This is a genomic window from Micromonospora sp. NPDC005171 (assembly GCF_040608575.1).
In the GTDB taxonomy this organism is placed as follows: Bacteria; Actinomycetota; Actinomycetes; order Mycobacteriales; family Micromonosporaceae; genus Micromonospora.
In genome coordinates this window covers 1-19227 of record NZ_JBEXIM010000014.1, presented here as the reverse complement: position 1 = coordinate 19227, position 19227 = coordinate 1, and the positions used below count along the sequence as shown (strand labels likewise).

The window sequence follows — 19227 nt, the reverse complement described above, 5'->3', positions numbered from 1 at the left end:
GCACACCACCGGGACACGGGCACGGGCCGCGGCCGTCCAGCCGATGAAACAGGATGGGCCAGGCCCCTACGATGAGGCGATGGACCCCGCGGGGGCGCTGGCATCGATGCGGTACCAACTCCTCGGACCGGTCGAGGTGCGGTCGGCCTGCGGGGAACGGCTGGCTCTCGGCACGCCGATGCAGGTGCGCCTCCTGGCCGTCCTGATGTCGCAGCCGGGCACCGGGTGGTCCATCGACCAACTCGTCGACGAGCTGTGGCACGGGCGTCCCCCGAAGACGGCAGCCGGCAACGTGAAGACCTATGTCTGGGCTCTGCGCCGGGCGTTGCGGTCGCCGGGCTTCCCCGACCCCGCCATCCTCGCCGGACCCACCGGCTACCACCTCGACCTCGACGCGCAGACGATGGACAGCGTGGCCTTCGACGACCTGGCCCAGCGCGGGTATTCCGCCCTCCGGCAGGGTCACTGGTCAGCTGCCCAGGAGGCGTTCGAGGCCGCGTTGGCGCTCTGGCGGGGGGAGCCGTTCGCGGGCCTCCCCGGGTGGGGGGTGCTGCTCTCCGTCCGAGCGCGGCTCCAGGAGCAACGGTCGAGCCTGGTGGAAGAGGTCGTGGACCTCCAGCTGCGCGCCGGCCGCCATCACGAGCTGATCGAACCGCTCCGGACCCAGGTCGACGACGATCCGCTGCGCGAACGCCCATGGGGGCAACTGATGGTGGCCCTGGCGCGGGCGGGCCGACGCGCCGACGCGCTCGCGACCTACCGGCAGCTACGCCAGCTCCTCGCTGACGAGGTGGGAGTCGAGCCCGGTCCCGATCTCCAACTCCTGCACACCCGCATCCTGCGGGCCGAGCGGGAGCTGCTGACATCCGAGGCGCAGCCACCGGACCAATGCCCACCGCGGGTGGTCCCGCGGGAGCTGCCGGCCCCACCGGCCCTGTTCGCCGGCCGGACCGCTGAGCTGGCCCGGCTCACCACACACCTGCTCGGTGACCCCGGCTCGGCCGGCACCGTCGTCATCACCGGCACGGGCGGCGTCGGAAAGAGCTGGCTGGCGTTGCGCTGGGCGCACGACAACCTGCATCACTTCCCCGACGGGCAGCTCCACGTCGACCTGGGTGGATTCGGCGCCGCGACGCAGGAGGCGTCACCATCGGCAGTCGTCGTCCGCTCGCTCCTGCCCGCCCTGGGCGTGAAACCCCTGGAGATCCCCGCCGAGCCGGTGGCCCAGTTCGGCCTGTTCCGCAGCCTGACCGCGGACCGACGGCTGCTCGTACTGCTCGACAACGCCCGCGACGCGGAACAGGTGCGGCCGCTGCTGCCGGGGTCGACCCGCTGCGCTGTGATCGTGACGAGTCGCCACACACTGCCCGGCCTGATCGCCGCCGAGGGCGCCCATCCCCTCGCGCTGGACCTGCCCAGCGACGACGAAGCGCGCCAGCTGCTGGTACGCCGGCTGGGTGCGCAGCGAGCCGCCGCCCAGCCGGCAGCGGTGGACGAGCTGATCAGCCGTACCGCGCGGTTGCCCCTGGCCCTGGCCATCGTGGCCGCGCGAGCTGCCGCCCGGCCCACGTTTCCGCTCCAGGCCATCGCCGACGACCTGGCGGCGAGTCGGGGCGGGCTCGCCGCCCTGGCCACCGACGATGCCGCCACCGACGTACGGACGGTGCTGTCCTGGTCGTACCAACTGCTCAGCGCGGACGCGGCCCGGCTGTTTCGGCAGATCAGCCTGCACCCCGCCGCCGACGTCGGCGCGTCGGCGGCGGCCAGCCTCGCCGGGGCGCCGCCGCACGTGATCCGGCCGGTACTCGACGAGTTGACCCGGGCGAACCTGCTGGTTGAGGGGTCCCCCAACCGCTTCCGTTGTCACGATCTGCTCCGGGCGTACGGGGAGGAGCTGGCGTACGCGCTCGACGGCCCGGCCGACCACAGGGCCGTCCGGAGGCGCGTGCTCGACCACTACCTGCGCGTCGCCAGTGCCGCGGCGAGGCTTGTCGACACCGGTTGGCAGCCGCTCGATCCGCCGCAGCTGCCCGCCGATGGGCCGCCGGAGGCGTTCGCCGACCACCGGGCCGCGCTGGCCTGGTTCACCATCGAACAGCGGGTGCTGCTGGCCGCCGTCGACGACGCGGTCACGCACCGTTTCGACGACCGTGCCGGGCAACTCGCCCAGGCCCTCACTCCCCTGATCAGCAGGCTGTCACAGTGGCACGACCTGGCCGCCGTACAGGCCACCGCGATCACTGTCGCGCAGCGTCGCGGTGATCCGCGGGCCGAGGCGCTGGCACACCGGGACCTGGCGCTGGCGCACATCCAGCATCGCCGGTTCGGTGCGGCCCACCATCACCTTCGGCGGGCGATGGCACTTTACGACCAGGCCGGCGACCGCCCGGGGCAGGCCAGCGCGCACCTGCACCTCGCCTGGCTCTGCGACATCGAGGGCGACGCCGGGGCGGCGCTGCCGCACGCCATGCAGGCGCTGACGTTGGCCAGCAGCAGCGACGACCGGCTCGGCGAGGCGGCAGCGCTCAACGCGCTCGGCTGGAGCCACGCGCGGCTGGACGAGCACGCCAGCGCCATCACCTACTGCGAGCGGGCGCTCGTGCTCTACGAGGAGGCCGAGGACCGGCTCGGCGCGGCCCACACCTGGGACAGCCTCGGATTCGCCTATCACGGCCTCGGGAAACACCCGAGCGCGGCGGACTGCTACCGGCGCGCTCTGGCGCTCTATTCCGACGTCCAGGACCAGTGCGGAAGGGCTGACACACTCGTCCGCCTCGGCGACACCCATCAGGCGGTGGGCGACCACGACACCTCGGTCGACCTGTGGCGACAGGCGTTGGCGATCCTCGACCGGCTCGGTCATCCGCAGGCCGCGGTGCTGTCCGAGCGGCTTGCGGCTTACCGATGAATGCCCTGCGCCAGCCGTCTGCGGACCGGCATGGATCCGACGTGGACCGGGCGTCGGCAGGCTGGACGAATGTTGACCACGAAGAGAACCACCTTCTGGCATCCCCGCGGGGTCGCCCGTCGACACCGGCGGCTCCTCGGCAGCCTCTCGGCCGTCGTCGCGGTCCTCGTCACCCTCTCGCTCAACGCCCCACCGTCGCTCGCGGGCACCACGCCGACCACGGCCGGCGGTAACGGGCCGGTCACCGCGGACACCACGGGCGACTGGAACGGTCGGATCGACTGGCAGGCGTGCGCGGAACAGCCGGACGATCCGGGCACGCGGTGCGGCACCCTGCGCCTCCCGGTCGACTGGGCCCGACCGGGCGGGGAGACCTTCCAGCTGGCCCTGGCCCGGCGTCCCGCCACCGACCTGGCCGCCCGCATCGGGGTCCTGGTCTTCAACCCCGGCGGTCCCGGCCTGTCCGGGGTGGACGTGGCGCTGACGGCCGAGAGTCAGCTCGGGCCGGACGTGCTGCGCCGCTTCGACATCGTCGGCTTCGATCCCCGAGGCACGGTCCGTAGCGCACCGGTGCGCTGCTCATCGGCGTTGCTGGCCCGGCACCCCTCCCTGACACCGGCCGACGCGGCCGAGTACGAGCGGCTGCGCGCCTACAACCGCCAGTTGCGCGACGACTGCCGCGCTCACAGCGGCCCACTGTTCGACCACCTGGACAGTGTCAGCGTCGCGCGCGACACCGACGCCATCCGGGCCGCACTCGGTGAGCGACAGCTGAGCTTCTACCAGTGGTCCTACGGCACACTGATCGGGCAGTCCTACGCCGAATTGTTTCCCGACCGCGTCCGCGCACTGGTCATGGACAGCGTGATGGACCACAGCCAGGGCGTCAGGGAGTACTTCCGCAGCGGGGCGGCCAGTAACGAGGCGCTGTTCCACGAGTTCGTGACCTGGTGCGAGCGGAGCCCTCGCTGCGCGCTGCACGGACGTGACGTGCCGGCGCTCTACGACCGACTGATGCGCCGCGCCGATGCCGGCACGCTTGTCGACGCAGGCACCGGCGCCAGGCTGAGCTGGTTCGAGCTCGGGTTCGCGACATTCGTCAACTTCTTCGACGCGACCTGGGCCGATCTCGCGAACATGCTGCTGGCGCTGGAGCGGGGCGAGCCCGCCTCACTCGCCTCTCCGATGGTGCCGGTCGACCCCGACACGGACCTGACCGAGTACGCGCTACCGGCGTTCTGCCAGGACTGGTCACTGCCGGTCGACGAGTTTGCCGAGTGGAACCAATATCTGGAACTGTCCCGCGCCGCGGCACCGCACCTGCGGGCCTCCCCGTTGGCCGTCCGCTTCGCCGCGATCTGCCTGGGCTGGACGGCGAACAACCCGCAACATCAGCTGCGGGTACGGACGAGCGCGCCGCTGCTGGTGCTAAACGGGCGGTACGACCCGGCCACCCCGTACGACGGGGCCCAGCGGGTGGTGCGCCAGCTCGGCAGCCGGGGCCACCTCGTCACCTACGAGGGGTCCGGCCACGCCAGCTACCCACGGACCGAGTGCACCCGTTCCCAGGTGGAGCGGTACCTCATCACCAGAACCACACCGCCGGTCGGCGCGAGCTGCCCGGCTGCCCCGGCCTGACGCGTCGACGTCGCGTCACGGTGACGCCCCAGCTCACGGTAGTAGCGCGAGTGGCCCGACGACGTGTCGGTCCGGTCTCCTACCCGGCAGCTGGGGCGTCGCCGCCGCAACCCGTCGCAACCCGTCGCGGTCAGGAGCCGTCCGGCGGGTCGGCCGGCTGCTGTCCCGGCCAGAACGGCCACTCCTCGAACGACCGGCACCGCCCGTCGTCGGCGAACCGCATGACCCACAGGTCGCGGTACTCCTGGTCGACCGGGTCGCCGTAGCGGACCTCCTGGCGCGACACGGCGGTGTCCCCCTCGACCGCGACGATCTCCGTGGTCAGCTGGAACACCTCGTCGGGGCCCTTGCGCTGCTTCTCCCACATCCGGGCGATGGCCGGCAGGCCGACGACGGGCGTCCAGTACGGCCCCTGCTGATAGCTCGCGTCCTCGGTGAAGAGCGTGGCCAGCGCGTCCGTTCCCGGGGTCCGCCAGAGCCGCTCGTAGGCGGCAAGCCAATCCTCGACGTGCTTCCTGTCCATGGCCATCACCCTGCCATCGAATCGGCGGCCAGCTGGGAAAACCCGAGGGCCGCAGGTGGCGAACCCAACGAGGCGGGCATCAGCCCGACCGTGGAGACCCTTGACATCGAAAGGGGCACCCAGCCACACTCCCGATGCTAATTCGATTTAGCTGCCACCGGAGCCCTCGACTCCCAGTACGAACCAGACCGCGACGAGCCACCACCACAAAGGAGTCTTCGCGCATGAGGGAAACGACCGGAAGACGCAGGCTCCGGCTTGCGATCACGATCCTCACGTTCACGGCACTCGGTGCGGGGGCCGTGGTCCCCGCACCGGCCGCCGCCGGCAGGCCCGCGCTCGCGCAGGGCGCGACAGTGAAGGCGGACCGCAACTCACCGACCGGATACACCGTCACGTTCGTCTACCGCAATCCCCACGCCACCCAGGTCCGCCTTGCCGGGGACCTGACCCTGCTCGACGTCGACACCGGGGCGGCCACCCGCTACCAGCCGGAAGAGTGGCAGCCGGGGCGCTACCACGCCGGAGGAACCGAGTTTCTCCGGGACATGACGAGGGACCCGAAGGGGAACTGGTCGGTTTCGGTCCCGCTGCACGCCGGAGGTCTCAGCTACTGGTACCGCGTCTGGGACCCGACCCAGGGCTGGGAGAACAAGCGCATCTGGGATCCCGCCTCGACGAACCCTCGGCCGCCGGGCGAGTCGTCGTTCCGGGTCAGGAACAACGACGTCCTCGATGCCGTGTACGTGCCGTACGCCAAGAAGCAGAACGACCCGGTGCTGAAGGCGCGTGCGGCCTACGAGTTGCCGGTGGCCGACCGCGCGAAGCGGGGCACCGTCCAGTATGTCCCGTACACCACGATCCTGGGTGACAGCGGCCACTACCTCGGCGTCTACCTGCCGGCCAACTACGACCCCAACCGCGCGGAGCCGTACAAAATCGCGTACCTCGCCCACGGCATCTTCGGCGACGAGACCGACTTCATGGTCCCGGCGAACGTCCCGAACATCCTGGACAACATGACCGCCAGGGGCGAGATCGAGCCCACCGTGGTCGTCACCATGGGCAACCACTTCACGGGCACCAGCCTCGGCTTCGCCTCCTACAACCAGACCAACGCGGCCAACAACCTGGTCCAGACGATCCTTCCCCTCATCGAGCGCAGCTACAACGTCTCGACCGAGCGCTCGGGGCGCGCCTACGCCGGTTTCTCCTACGGCGGGATGACCGGCGGCGTCGTCATCAAGAACTACCCGACCACCTTCGCGTTCTACGGACACTTCTCCGGCAATCCGTCCCTCACAGCCCAGGACTACGACACCATCGCGAGCGCTGTCGGGGACGACGACCTCTCCGTCTTCCTCGGCAACGGCGTCTTCGAGGGCAATCTCAACGCCCAGAACGCCATTGCGGACAACTTCCGGGCCCGGGGGTACGCCGCCGCGACGACCCAGGTCCCCGGAGCGCACGACGGGATGACGGCGGGCCAGCTGTTCACGATCTTCGCCCGGGACCACCTCTGGTCGGGGGTCGACTCCGTGTCGGTGACGCCCGCGACGGTGAACCTGACGAAGGGCTGGAACTGGACCAGGCAGTTCACCGCCCAGGTGACGACAAACGAGGGTGTGAGCCCGGCGGTGACCTGGTCGGTCCAGGGAGCGACCTCCACCGGCACCACCATCTCCGCGGAGGGTCTGCTCTCGGTCGCCGCCGCGGAGACCGCGTCATTGCTTACCGTCGCGGCGACGTCGGTGGTCGATCCGACCAAGTCGCGCTCGGCCCAGGTCACCCTGACACCTCCGGGCACGACACGAGTCGCGGTGAAGACGAAGGCCATGCCCGCCTCGGTCGTCCGCGGCGGCACATTCACGCTGACTGTCGACGTGCGGGCACAGTCTCCGCACCGGAAGGCTCCGCAGGTGACCGGCGAGGTCGCCGTCACCTTCGGCGGCGCTACCCGGGTGGTCCCCCTCCGCGACGGCGCTGCAGTCGTCGAGCTGCCGACCGACGGGCTGCCCTCCGGGACGTACCCGGTGCACGTCGCCTACTCCGGTGACCCGGTCCACGCCCCGACCGCGGCGGTCCACCAGCAGCTGCGGGTTCGCTAGCCAGCAGGGGTGGGCCGGCGACCTCTCGTCGTCGGCCCACCGTCAGCTGTCCGTCCAGACCGTCAGCTCACGCCCCGGACCGCCTCGATGATCGTCTCGGCGACCTCGCTCGGCCGGGCCACCGTCATCGCGTGCGAGCCGCCGACGACCTCGCGCTGTCCCCGGGGGTTGGCCCGCTCGGCCATGAAGCGGTGCACCTCGGCGGGGATGTTCTTGTCAGCGTCCCCGAACACGAACCAGCTGGGCAGCGATCGCCAGGCGGGGTCGCCGGTGAGCTTGCCACCCAGGCCCTCCTCGGTGATCGGCCGTTGGGTCCGGGCCATCAGCGCGGCCATGTCGTCCGACGCGTCCGCGCAGAACTGCGCGTGGTACTGGTCCTGGCCGATCGCCACCTCGTTCCCACCTGTCGACACCGGGTACTGGACCAGCGTGTCGGCGAGGGTGCTGCCGGGGAACTTCGCGGACAGCGTCATCGCCGACTCACCGGTGTCCGGGGCGAAGGCGTTGACGTACACGAGGGCCCGCACCGAGGTGTCGCCGGCGGCGGCCTGGGTGATCACCATGCCGCCGTACGAGTGGCCGACGAGGACGACCGGCCCGCCGATCCAACGGACGACATCCCGCACGTACGCGGCGTCGCCCGCGACGCTCCGCAGCGGGTTCGCGACAGCCACCGAGTCGTACGCGGCCCCCAGCCGCTCGAGCACACCGTTCCAGCTCGCCGACTCGGCGAACGCGCCGTGCACGAGCACGATGGTGGGCTGTGGATCAGGCATGATTGGTGCCCCCTCACTCCGTGAAGCTATTCACCGCCGGTCGCACTGGTACGCCTGGATACCCGTTACGCGAGTGTGAAACGTCCGGTCCCGATGTGGCAGGAGGCTGCGATGGCTACGACGGCGCTGGCCGAGGTGATGGCCGAGCTGGCCGGATTGGAGGACCCGAAGGCACGTGAGGTGAACGCCAGACACGGCGACGATCATGCTGTGCACCTCGGCGCGCTTCGGGCGTTGGCGAAGCGGCTGAAGACGCAGCACGACCTCGCGTGCCAACTCTGGGCGACGGGCGAGACCGCGGCGAGGCTGCTGGCGATCCTGATCTGCCGGCCCAGGGCGTTCGGGCGGGACGAGTTGGACGCCATGGTGCGCGAGGCGCGCACCCCGAAGGTGCACGACTGGCTCGTGAACTACGTCGTGAAGAAGAGCCCGCACTCCGAAGAGCTGCGGCTGGCCTGGTTCGCCGACCCGAATCCCGTGGTCGCGAGTGCCGGCTGGGCGCTGACCACCGAACGCGTGACGAAGAAGCCCGAGAGTCTCGACCTCCCGGGGCTGCTCGATGTGATCGAGACCGAGATGAAGGACGCGCCGGATCGCCTGCAGTGGGCGATGAACCATTGCCTGGCGCAGATCGGCATCGCGCACGCCGCGCACCGCGCCCGGGCGATCGACATCGGCGAACGCCTGGAGGTGCTCAAGGACTACCCCACCTCCCCCGGCTGCACGTCTCCGTTCGCGCCTGTCTGGATCGGCGAAATGGTGCGCAGAGCGGGATAGGCAGCGGGCCCGCGTCGGCGGGGTCGACGCCGTCTCCCGCGCGCCCTATAGTGAGTTCCATTATGGGACTTACTACGTTCTGGCGGTGGTGGACAGCCGGCACGACAAGTCACCTCGGCTCGGCGGTCGGCGCGGTGGCGCTCCCGCTCACCGCGCTGACCGTGCTCGACGCGTCGGCCTTCGAGATGGGACTGATCACGGCGGCGGGCTACCTGGCGTACCTGCTGATCAGTTTGCCGGCGGGGGTGATCGTGCAGCGCGTGCCGCTGCGCGGCATGCAGGTCGCCCTGGATCTGGTCCGGGCCCTCGCCATCGCGTCGGTCCCGCTGGCCTGGTGGCTCGACACGCTGACGGTTGCCCAACTGATAGCTGTCGCCCTGGTGGTGAGCTTCGCCAACGTGCTGTTCGACGTGGCGAACCAGACCTTCCTGCCGGAGATCGTGCCGGCCGCGCAGTTGCAGGCCCGCAACAGCCTCACCTCCGGCACGCATGCCGCCACCGCGCTGGGCGGGCCGTCCCTGGGCGGTCTCGCGGTGCAGCTGCTGGGTGCGGTGCCGACGCTGTTCGTGGACGCCGTCAGCTATCTGCTCTCCGCCATGCTGCTGCGCACCCTGCCGGCCCGGCGGGTGCAGCGACCGACCGAGCGGCCACCGATGGTCACGATGATCCGCGAGGGTTGGCACTTCGTGCTCCGACACCCGATCATCGGACCGGCCATGTGGGACGCCACCGCGACGAACTTCGTCAACGGCGCCATGCTGGCCCTCTTCCCGTTCTACCTGGTGCGCGAACTGCACGCATCGCCGTTCATGGTCGGGCTGCTGCTTGCCGCCGACGGCCTCGGCTCGCTCATCGGCGCGGCGTTGACGATTCGCTTCACCGATCGGTTCGGCACCGCCCGCGGCCTGATCATCGCGGCCTTCGTCGGTGTGGCCGGCGCGCTCATCATCCCGCTGGGCACCGGCACCGCCGCCTACCTCGCGTTCGCCGTCGGGAACCTCATCTTCGCCAGCTCCACAGTGGTGCTCAGCGTGACCACTCGCACGTACCGGATGCTCGCCAGCCCGCCGGAGCTGCTGTCCCGGGTGATCGCCACTGTCAAGTTCGTCTCCTGGGGTGCCATCCCCGTCGGCGGTCTGCTTGCCGGCATCCTGGCCGGGCCACTCGGCGCCCGTACCACCCTGCTGATCTTCGGGGCGCTCACCGTGCTGTCCCCGATCATCTACCTGTCGACGCCGATCCGCCGGCTGCGTGACCTGCCGCTCGACGCCCCGCCGACACCCACCGAGGCCCGGGTGTGAGCCGGCAGGGTGCGCTCCCGGTCTGTCCACATCGCTCAACCGACATATCGACAGAAGGTCTAGCCCTCGGTTCCCCGGGGCAAGAACCCGCACATGGAGGGAACGGCAGGGCGCGAGGGGCGACTGCGCGGCCAGCGGCACCGCACCGGTGAGCCGGACCTGGCAGGACTGGCGACACCGCTGCCGGCGGCCTCCGTCTGATGCGGCTGAGGCACAGCCTCCCCCCGGTGGCGCTCGGCGCGGTGGCGCTCGGCGCCGTCGACCGACCCGCTGCCGCTGCCGTCGACCGTTGCGGTGCCGCTGCCGTCGGCCCCACCCTCCACCGCCCCGCCCCGCCCCGCCCCGCCACGTCGGCCGGCCCGTACCCCATCGTCGTCGCCCCGGGCCAGACCCGCGCCGTCGGCCTCGGCGTCCTCCGGCGCGCACGTCGCCCCGCGCCCGTCGCCGGCACCATCGACGCGTGTACCGGCGACGATGCCCTGGTACGCCGGCCACGGCACGTCCGTCGGCCGGGCGTCGAAGCAGACGCGGGCGACGATGACCACGGTCACCGGGCAGCGACCCCGCCCGCCCGTCCCGCACCGGGGCCGCCGGCGTTCGTGCTGGCGCTCGCCTCGGCACCGACCGGCGTCGGCTCCGGCGGCGCTGACCCACCCACGTCGACAGCCGAAGCTCCGCCGCCCACCTCGCCGCTGCGCCCAGGGCTCACCATCAGCGCCGTCGACATGCGCGCCACCGGCCGTCCCGTGGAGCGGGGCCCTCCCCCACCCCAACAACTCCTGATCACCCACTCGCGTCCACGACGTTGATCAGGAGAAGATCATGGAAATCGCCGTTATCTGGGTTCCCGCCGACATCGAGCCGTCGGAGCGCGCCGTAGCGAACTGCCTCAGTCACCTTCGTCGACACTCCTACCGGTTCGCAGGAATCATGCGGGCCTCGTGGGAGACCGTCGAACAGCCGATGATCGACGGGGAGGTGGATGTCGTCGTCATCGCCGACTTCGCCCACCTCCCGCCGGATCGGTCCCCCCGGATCGAGCTGGCCAGCTCCCCCGGCGTCGACACGGACGAGGACCGAACGGTTCCGGGCGCACAGCTCGGCTGACACCACGAAGCGCCCCGTCCGCCATGGACGGGGCGCTTCGTCGATCTGGCTTCCTGGTCCAGACCCCCTGCTGATCAACACCCTCGGGGGTCGTCGCGGTGCCAGCCCCGACGGAACCAGTCGAGCACGGTCGTGTCGGGCACGGTGACCACCCGCTCGCTGAACGGCGATTCCTCGCGCCACCGGCAGACGAAGTACATGCGGCGCACTCTAGGCGAGCTGACCGACAGCTAATCCGTGCCGACAGCACGGCGATCGCCGCCGGCAGGAGCTGCGGCGCCCACCCTGGAAACCCGTACCACCAGAATGTCGGATGGTGGCATCATGCCGCCATCAACGGGACTGACAGGGAGCAGACCATCGGCAACTCCGACACGACCACGCTGTGGCGGCCCACCGGGCAGGCCGAACTCGACCTCGTGGCGGCGGCCGGCTGGCGAGCTTGGCCACCACGCCTGCCCGACCAGCCGATCTTCTACCCCGTGCTCAACCGCTGGTACGCCACGAAGATCGCCCGCGAGTGGAACGTCCCCGCCAAAGGCGTCGGTTACGTGACCCGGTTCGAGGTGCGACGTTCCTACCTGGACCGCTACGAGGTGCGGCAGGCCGGTGGCCGCGATGTGCTGGAGTACTGGGTCCCCGCCGAGGAGCTTGACGAATTCAACGCCCACATCGTCGGCGCGATCATCGCGGAGGCCGAGTACCGGGGCCCGGTCGACGACGAGGAGTTCACCGACGCGGAGGAGGCCCTGGGTCGGGCGCTGCCCGAGGCGTGGCGCACCTACCTGCAAGGCGAGTCGTGGTTCCGGCGGGGCTGGATGACCACCCAGGCCCACGTGTGGCTCAATTCGCCACGCGAGATGCTCGAGCTGCACGAGGCGTGGGACCAGGCCACCGTCGCGCACCCCGGTATCGCAATCATCGGCGGTGACGGTTCCAGAGAACAGCTCGTCCTCGACCTGGGCATTGACCCCGCCCCGGTGCTGCTGGTCGACATCGCCAGCGGCGGGTGGGACACCGCCATCCGGCAAGCCGACGATGTCAGCCAGCTCATCGACCGCATCGAGGCGGGCACCTTCGCGTTCGACCTGGACGACTGACCCGAGCCGGGTGACGAGCCACCGCTCACCCTCGCCCCGACCCGGTCACGGCCCCGGCGAACCCCTGGGTCAGGCCGCGACGGCCGCCCGGACGTCGTCGTCGGCGGCGCGCAGCCGGGCTGCGGCCTCCTCGGCGGTGCAGTTCGCCAACAGCAGCACGATGGCCGTCTTGGCGTGCCCGTGCGCCGCGGCGAGCGCCCGCGCGGCGGTGTCGAGGTCGGTGTCGGCGGCCTCGGCGACGATCCGCCGCGCCCGGTCGACGAGCTTCTCGTTGGTGGCGTTCATGTCCACCATCAGATTGCCGTAGACCTTGCCGAGCCGGGCCATCGTGGCGGTCGAGAGCATGTTGCAGACCAGCTTCTCGGCGGTGCCGGCCTTGAGCCGGGTGGAGCCGGTGAGCACCTCGGGGCCGGTGGGCACCTCGATCGCGACGTCGGCGTGCCGGCTGGTCACCGCGTCGGTGTTGCAGGCCACGGAGACTGTCGCCGCCCCACGGGCGCGGGCGTGATCCAACCCGCCGACCACATACGGAGTACGGCCGCTGGCGGCGAGGCCGACCACCGTGTCGCGGGCGGTCAGGCCGACCTCGTCGAGATCGGCGACGGCGCGGGTCGGGTCGTCCTCCGCGCCCTCGACGGCGACGCCGAAGGCTCGTGCCCCGCCGGCGAGCAGACCGACGACCCGGTCGGGCGTCGTACCGAAGGTGGGTGGGATCTCGACGGCGTCGAGCATGCCGATCCGGCCGCTGGTGCCGGCGCCGAGGTAGATCAGCCGTCCGCCCTGGCGGAGCGACGCCACGATGACGTCGACGGCGGCCGCGATGTCCGGCACGGCTCGGCGGACGGCGTCGGCGACGGTCCGGTCCTCGTCGTTCATCGCGAGAAGCAACTCGGTGGGAGACATCCGGTCGAGGTCGCTGGTCTTGTCGTTGCGGGTCTCGGTGCCGAGGGTGCTGAGGTCCACGGGGTGCTCGTTCCTCTCGCTGGTGTGCAGTCGCCGGCCGGCGGGGAGGGCGGTCTCCGGTCGCCCGGTGGCCGGCGACGGCTCGCCGTCGAGCGCGTCCTCGCGACCCGCCACCGCGGCCAGGCCGAGGGCGCAGCTGCGAACAGTCCCCGTATCAGCATGCTGAAGCCACAGCGTAACCAGCCCGGACGGGCGGTGGCAAAAAGTTTCGCGTTACCCTGGGTCCACGTCACTTATTGACAACCGCTGGTTGGGAGCGAGCCGTGCGTCAACTCGACCTCGTCGTGATCGTGCTGTACCTCGTGGTGATCGCCTTCGTCGGACTACGCCTGTCCGGTAAACAGAAGTCCGCCAAGGACTACTTCGTGGGCGAGGGTCGACTGCCCTGGTGGACCGTCTCGTTCTCCGTGGTCGCCACCGAGACCAGCGTTCTGACCGTGATCAGTGTTCCCGGCGGCGCCTACAGCGGTCAGGGCTTCGGCAACGTCGAGCTGGCCCTGGGCTACGTGATCGGTCGGGTCGTCGTGGCCGCGGTGCTCATCCCGCTCTACAAGCGGGGTGGGTTCGTCAGCGCCTACCAGTACCTCGGTGAGCGGTTTGGCCTGAAACTGCAGGGTCTTGCGTCGGTGACGTTCGTCTTCACCCGGCTGCTCGCCGAGGGCGTGCGGCTGTTCGCCTCGGCCATCCCCATCAAGCTCCTCCTCGACGAGTTCGGGCTGAATGTCGGTTATCAGGCCATCATCGTCGTGCTGACGCTCATCACCGTCGTCTACACCTACCTCGGTGGCATCAAGGCGGTCATCTGGACCGATGCCATCCAGATGGGGCTGTACCTCGGCGGGGCGATCCTGGCCATCGCGGTGCTCAGCCACGCCGTCGGCTTCGACGGCTACTCGCAGGCGCTGGACGCCGGCAAGTTCCAGCTCTTCGACACCAACTTCGCCCTCGCGCACGTGCTCACCAGCCCGTTCGCCCTGCCGACCGCGATCATCGGTGGCGCGATCTTCGCGATGGCCAGCCACGGGTCGGACCAGTTGATCGTCCAGCGCATCCTGTCCACCCGCACGCTGCGCGAGGGCCAGAAGGCGATGATCTCCTCGGGCATCTTCGTGGTGATCCAGTTCGCCGCCTTCTCCCTGGTCGGCGCGCTGCTCTGGTCGTACAACAAGGGTCAGACCTTCAAGGAGCTCGGCCTGGCGAGCAGCGACAACCTCTACCCGAGCTTCATCCTGCACGCCCTGCCGGTGGGCATCTCGGGTCTGCTGGTGGCCGGCATCCTCGGCGCCGCGATGGGTTCGCTGTCCTCGGCGCTGAACTCGATGTCGAACTCCACAGTCGCTGACTTCATCCACAGCTTCTTCCGCAAGGTCCCGTCCGACGACACCATGCTCCGACTCGCCCGGGTGATGACCCTGGTCTGGGCGGTGCTGATGGCGATCTTCGCCTGCGCGTTCAGCTCCAGCACCGGAAACGTCTACCTGACCGGTCTGACCATCGCCGGCTACACCTACGGGGCGCTGCTCGGGGCCTTCCTGCTCGGCCGCCTCGTCAAGCGGGCCAACCAGGTCGACGCGGTGATCGCCTTCCTCGTCACAGTGGCGGTGATGACCTACATCGTCCGCTACGTCAAGATCGATGTGACGACGGCGGGGACCACCACCGCCACCGCCATCGCCGCGCAGTGGCTGGTCCCGATCGGCGTTCTGATCACCCTCGTCGTCGGCGCGGTGTCGAGCCGGTTCCACCCGGCCCCGGAGACGCCGTACGACCATGGACGTCGCGACGAGGTCGACGACGACGCGGCGGCGACGCCCGCCGGCCGAGCGTGAAGGAGGACGTGATGCGCGTGATCGGCCTGATGTCCGGAACCTCCTACGACGGCATCGAAGCCGCCGCTGCCGAGTTCGACCTGAGCGGCGAGACAGTGCGGATGCGCCCGCTGGGCCGGCTCAGCCACCCGTACCCCGCCGAGCTGCGCACGCAGATCGCCGCCGCCCTGCCGCCCGCGCCGACCAGCACCGAGGCGATCTGCGTGCTGGACACCGGCATCGGCCAGGCCTTCGCCGAGGCCGGCGTGCGGGCCCTCGCCCAGCTGTGCGACGGCCAGGCCGACCTGGTCGTCTCGCACGGGCAGACCATGCACCACTGGGTCGAGGCTGGCACGGTTCGGGGCACCCTCCAGCTGGGTCAGCCGGCCTGGATCGCGGAGGCCACCGGCCTTCCGGTCGTGTCCGACCTGCGCAGCCGCGACGTGGCCGCCGGTGGCCAGGGCGCTCCCCTGGTCGCCCTCTTCGACGCGCTGCTGCTGGGCGGCCTGCCCGGCGTCCCGGCCGCGCTGAACCTCGGCGGAATCGCCAACATCACAATCGTCGCGCCGGACGCGGACCCGCTCGCCTTCGACACCGGACCGGCCAACGCGCTCCTCGACGCCGCCGCGCGCCACTTCAGCGGGGGCACCGAGGAGTACGACCGGGACGGGCGCGGGGCCGCCGCCGGACAGGTGAACCCGGACCTGCTGCGCCGGCTGCTCGACGAGCCGTACTACCGGCTGCCCGGCCCGAAGAGCACCGGGAAGGAGCTGTTCCACAAGCCCTACCTGCTCGCCGCCCTCGCCGACGCGCCCACACCGGACGCGCAGGACGTGTTGGCCACGCTCACCCGGCTGACGGCGGTCACGGTGGCCGGCGCCTGCCGCGACCACGGCGTCACCAGGCTCGTCGTCTCCGGCGGCGGCGCACACAACCCGACGCTGATGCGCATGATCGCCGACGAGCTGCCGGGCGTCCAACTGTCGTCCAGCGACGACCTGGGCATCGCGTCGGACGCCAAGGAGGCGCTCGCCTTCGCGCTGCTGGGCTACCTGACCATGCACGGACTGCCCGGCACCCTGCGCTCGGGCACCGGCGCGCGGCACGCCTCCGTGCTCGGCAGCATCACCCCCGGCCGGCAGCCACTGCGGCTTCCGGCGCCGGCCGGCACCGCGCCCCACCGACTGCTGATCGCCGCGTCTCCGGTGGCCGACTGACCACCCTCCCGGGAGGACCGCCCATGAGCACCGCCGTACCCACGCCGACCTCGGCCGGCGTCCGCGCCCGCGAGGTCGCCGAGCTGCTGCGCTCGCGCCTCGATGATCCGAGCCGGGCCAGCGATGAGCTGCCCCGGAGACTGGCGGCGGCGCACGACGCCTCGCCGTACCTGTTCGAGCCGCAGGCAGTGGTTCGCGCCGCCTCGGCCGCGGAGGTGGGGGCGTTGATGGCCGGCGCCCGGGAGGCCGGCGTGGCGCTGACCCTGCGCGGCGGCGGCACCAGCCTCGCCGGGCAGGCCGGCGGCGCGGGAGTGCTTGTCGACGTCCGCACCGACTGGCGGCACGCCGAGGTCCTCGACGAGGGCCGCCGCATCCGGCTCCAGCCGGGCCTGACCATCCGGCAGGCCAACGCCCGGCTGGCCCGCTACCGGCGCCGGCTCGGCCCGGACCCGGCCAGCGAGGCCGCGTGCACTGTCGGTGGCATGGTGGCCAACAACTCCAGCGGGATGACCTGCGGCACCACCGACAACGCGTACCGCACCATGGAGTCGCTGCGCTTCGTGCTCCCGTCCGGCACCGTCGTCGACTCCGGCGCCCGCGACGCCGACGACCGGCTACGGGCCGACGAGCCCGAGCTGCACGCCGGGCTGCTGCGACTACGCGACCGGGTGCGCTCGGCGCCGGGGTCGCGCGCCACCATCGAGCGGCTGTTCGCCATGAAGAACACAATGGGGTACGGGCTGAACTCGCTGCTCGACCACAGCACCCCGGTCGAGATGCTCGCCCACCTGATGATCGGCAGCGAAGGCACGCTCGGCTTCGTGGCCGAGGCCGTCTTCCGTACCGTCGAGATCCACGACCACGCCGCCACCGGCCTGCTGATCCTGCCCGGTCTCACCGACGCCACCGACGCGCTGCCGGCCCTGCTCGCCGCCGGCGCCCGTACCGCCGAACTGCTCGACGCGGCCGCGCTGCGGGTCAGTCAGCGCGACCCGGGTGCGAGCCAGACCCTGCGCGGGCTGACGGTCACCGGCCACGCCGCGCTGCTTGTCGAGTTCGCCGAGGACAGCGCGGAGCGGCTGGCCGAGACGCTGGCCGACGCCCAGCCCGTGCTCGACCGACTGCCGGCCGTCACCGGCACCGAGCTGACCCGCGACCCGCGCGAGCGGGCCAGGCTCTGGCACCTGCGCAAGGGCCTCTACACCGCCGTCGCCGGGGCCCGCCCGCCCGGCACCACGGCCCTGCTGGAGGACGTCGCGGTGCCGATGCCGCGCCTGACCGGCACCTGCGACGGGCTGATCCGCCTGTTCGACAGGCACGGCTACCCGGACGCGGTGATCTTCGGACACGCCCGCGACGGCAACCTGCACTTCATGCTGACCCAGTCCTTCGACACCCCCGCCGAGATCGACCGCTACGCCCGGTTCACCGACGACATGGTCGACCTGGTGCTGGCCGAGGGGGGAACGCTCAAGGCGGAGCACGGCACCGGCCGGGCCATGGCGCCCTTCGTCCGCCGGCAGTACGGCGACGAGCTGTACGACGTGATGCGCGAGCTCAAGCGGTTGTGCGACCCGAGCGGCCTCCTCAACCCCGGTGTGCTGCTCAACGACGACCCGACAGTGCACCTGCGGCAGCTCAAGGCCGTCCCGACGGTCGATGAGGAGCTGGACGCCTGCGTCGAGTGTGGCTACTGCGAGCCGGTCTGCCCTACCGCCGACGTCACCACCACCCCCCGGCAGCGCATCGTCCTGCAACGGCAGATCGCCCTCGCCACCGCAGCCGGGGACGAGGAGCGCCGCCGGGAGCTGACCGCCGACTACGCGTACGCCGCTGTGGACAGCTGCGCCGCGGACAGCCTCTGCGTCACCGCCTGCCCGGTCGGCATCGACACGGGGGCGGCGATGAAGCGGCTGCGCGCCGAGCGGCACACCCCTCGCGCCCAACGCACCGCCCGCACCGCCGCCCGGCACTGGCAGGCCGCCGTGACGGGCGTCCGGATGGGACTGACCGCGGCGCACGCCGTCCCGACGCCGGTGACCCGCGCCGCCACCGGGGTGATCCGTGGGCTCGGCGCCACCGAACTCGTGCCGCTGTGGAGCGACGACATGCCGCGCGCCGGCGCGCCCCGCCCGACCCCCCGCAGCGCCCCGGACGCCCAGGCGGTGTTCTTCGCGGCCTGCGTCGGCAGCCTCTTCGCGCCCGAGGACGGCCCGTCCGGCGGTTCGGCGGCGGCGTTCCTGCGCCTCTGCGAACTGGCGGGGGTGCCGCTCGTCGTACCGACCGGCACGGCGGGCCTGTGCTGCGGAACGCCGTGGCAGTCCAAGGGTTACCCCGCCGGTCACCGCGAGATGGCCGAGCGGACCCTGGCCGCGCTCTGGGCGGCCAGCGACGAGGGTCGCCTGCCCGTCGTGTGCGACGCGTCCTCCTGCACACACGGGCTGACGCAGCTGACCGCCGCGCTGGCCGAGGAGGACCAGGCCCGGTACGGCGCGCTGCGCTTCGTCGACAGCGTGACCTTCACCGCCGAGCACCTCCTGCCGGCGCTGCCGCAGCCCCGACGACTGGGCTCGCTGGCCCTGCACCCCACCTGCTCCACAGTGCACCTGGGCGGCACCGACGACCTGCGCACGGTGGCCCAGGCGGTCGCCGACACCGTCACCGTGCCGGACAGCTGGGGGTGTTGCGCCTTCGCCGGTGACCGGGGGCTGCTGCATCCCGAGGTCACCGCCGGCGCCACCGCGGCGCAGGCCGCCGAGATCAATCAGCGTGACCACGACGCGTACGCCTCCTGCAACCGCACCTGCGAGATGGGCATGAGCCGGGCCACCGGCCAGCCGTACCGGCACGTGCTCGAGGTTCTCGTCGACGCGGTCGAGCCGCCGGCATAGCCGAGCGCCGCACCCACGAGCGCGCCGCCCGCCCCGCACGTCGGCCGGCGGGGCGGGTGGTGGGGGGTGTGAGGGGGTCGCGGAGTGGCGGGAGGAGGTGCGCAGAAAAG

General features: G+C 71.4%; 13 protein-coding genes and 1 pseudogene. 11 read left to right on the top strand and 3 right to left on the bottom strand.

The window, feature by feature from the left end; translation table 11 throughout:
- Positions 1-79 precede the first annotated feature (79 nt).
- A complete protein-coding gene (locus ABZU74_RS18585) occupies positions 80-2908 on the top strand; it encodes a BTAD domain-containing putative transcriptional regulator (protein WP_355425065.1) in 2829 nt (942 codons plus the stop codon).
- A gap of 69 nt (positions 2909-2977) precedes the next feature.
- A complete protein-coding gene (locus ABZU74_RS18580) occupies positions 2978-4546 on the top strand; it encodes an alpha/beta hydrolase (RefSeq protein ID WP_355425062.1) in 1569 nt (522 codons plus the stop codon).
- A gap of 130 nt (positions 4547-4676) precedes the next feature.
- On the opposite strand, the gene ABZU74_RS18575 is transcribed toward ABZU74_RS18580, so the two are convergent.
- Positions 4677-5069 carry a nuclear transport factor 2 family protein gene (locus tag ABZU74_RS18575; RefSeq protein WP_355425059.1) on the bottom strand — a complete coding sequence of 131 codons (393 nt, stop codon included), beginning with the start codon at positions 5067-5069 and terminating at the stop codon, positions 4677-4679.
- A 302-nt stretch (positions 5070-5371) separates the two neighbouring features.
- Between ABZU74_RS18575 and ABZU74_RS18570 the strand changes: the two genes are divergently transcribed.
- Positions 5372-7177 (top strand): Ig-like domain repeat protein, encoded by a 1806-nt coding sequence (locus ABZU74_RS18570; RefSeq protein ID WP_355425057.1) that lies wholly within the window; start codon positions 5372-5374, stop codon positions 7175-7177.
- A 62-nt stretch (positions 7178-7239) separates the two neighbouring features.
- Here ABZU74_RS18570 and ABZU74_RS18565 read toward each other — a convergent pair whose 3' ends face one another.
- Positions 7240-7953 carry an alpha/beta hydrolase gene (locus ABZU74_RS18565; protein WP_355425054.1) on the bottom strand — a complete coding sequence of 238 codons (714 nt, stop codon included), beginning with the start codon at positions 7951-7953 and terminating at the stop codon, positions 7240-7242.
- Between the two features lie 111 nt (positions 7954-8064).
- Here ABZU74_RS18565 and ABZU74_RS18560 point away from each other — a divergent pair, with 111 nt between their 5' ends.
- The 5 genes and pseudogenes from ABZU74_RS18560 to ABZU74_RS18540 all read left to right on the top strand — a co-directional run.
- The gene (locus tag ABZU74_RS18560) at positions 8065-8730 is read left to right on the top strand and encodes a DNA alkylation repair protein (protein WP_355425051.1); all 666 of its coding nucleotides are present in this window, start codon (positions 8065-8067) and stop codon (positions 8728-8730) included.
- A gap of 62 nt (positions 8731-8792) precedes the next feature.
- A complete protein-coding gene (locus ABZU74_RS18555) occupies positions 8793-10031 on the top strand; it encodes an MFS transporter (RefSeq protein ID WP_355425048.1) in 1239 nt (412 codons plus the stop codon).
- A gap of 227 nt (positions 10032-10258) precedes the next feature.
- Entirely contained in the window at positions 10259-10840 is a 582-nt protein-coding gene (locus tag ABZU74_RS18550) for a hypothetical protein (protein ID WP_355425045.1), read from the top strand.
- 13 nt (positions 10841-10853) lie between these two features.
- Positions 10854-11138: a hypothetical protein gene (locus ABZU74_RS18545; protein ID WP_355425042.1), complete on the top strand. Its 285-nt coding sequence runs from the start codon at positions 10854-10856 to the stop codon at positions 11136-11138.
- Between the two features lie 359 nt (positions 11139-11497).
- A pseudogene (locus tag ABZU74_RS18540) lies at positions 11498-11824 on the top strand (ADP-ribosylation/crystallin J1); the annotation flags it as partial.
- 483 nt (positions 11825-12307) lie between these two features.
- On the opposite strand, the gene murQ reads toward ABZU74_RS18540, so the two are convergent.
- Positions 12308-13315 carry an N-acetylmuramic acid 6-phosphate etherase gene (murQ, locus tag ABZU74_RS18535; RefSeq protein ID WP_355425039.1) on the bottom strand — a complete coding sequence of 336 codons (1008 nt, stop codon included), beginning with the start codon at positions 13313-13315 and terminating at the stop codon, positions 12308-12310.
- A 149-nt stretch (positions 13316-13464) separates the two neighbouring features.
- Between murQ and ABZU74_RS18530 the strand changes: the two genes are divergently transcribed.
- Genes ABZU74_RS18530 through ABZU74_RS18520 form a run of 3 tightly spaced genes read left to right on the top strand, consistent with a single transcriptional unit; the run spans position 13465 to position 19117 of the window.
- Positions 13465-15030, top strand: a complete 1566-nt coding sequence (locus tag ABZU74_RS18530; protein WP_355425036.1) for a sodium:solute symporter — start codon at positions 13465-13467, stop codon at positions 15028-15030.
- 11 nt (positions 15031-15041) lie between these two features.
- The gene (locus ABZU74_RS18525) at positions 15042-16226 is read left to right on the top strand and encodes an anhydro-N-acetylmuramic acid kinase (protein ID WP_355425033.1); all 1185 of its coding nucleotides are present in this window, start codon (positions 15042-15044) and stop codon (positions 16224-16226) included.
- Between the two features lie 23 nt (positions 16227-16249).
- Positions 16250-19117, top strand: a complete 2868-nt coding sequence (locus tag ABZU74_RS18520) for an FAD-binding and (Fe-S)-binding domain-containing protein (RefSeq protein ID WP_355425030.1) — start codon at positions 16250-16252, stop codon at positions 19115-19117.
- Positions 19118-19227: the final 110 nt, after the last annotated feature.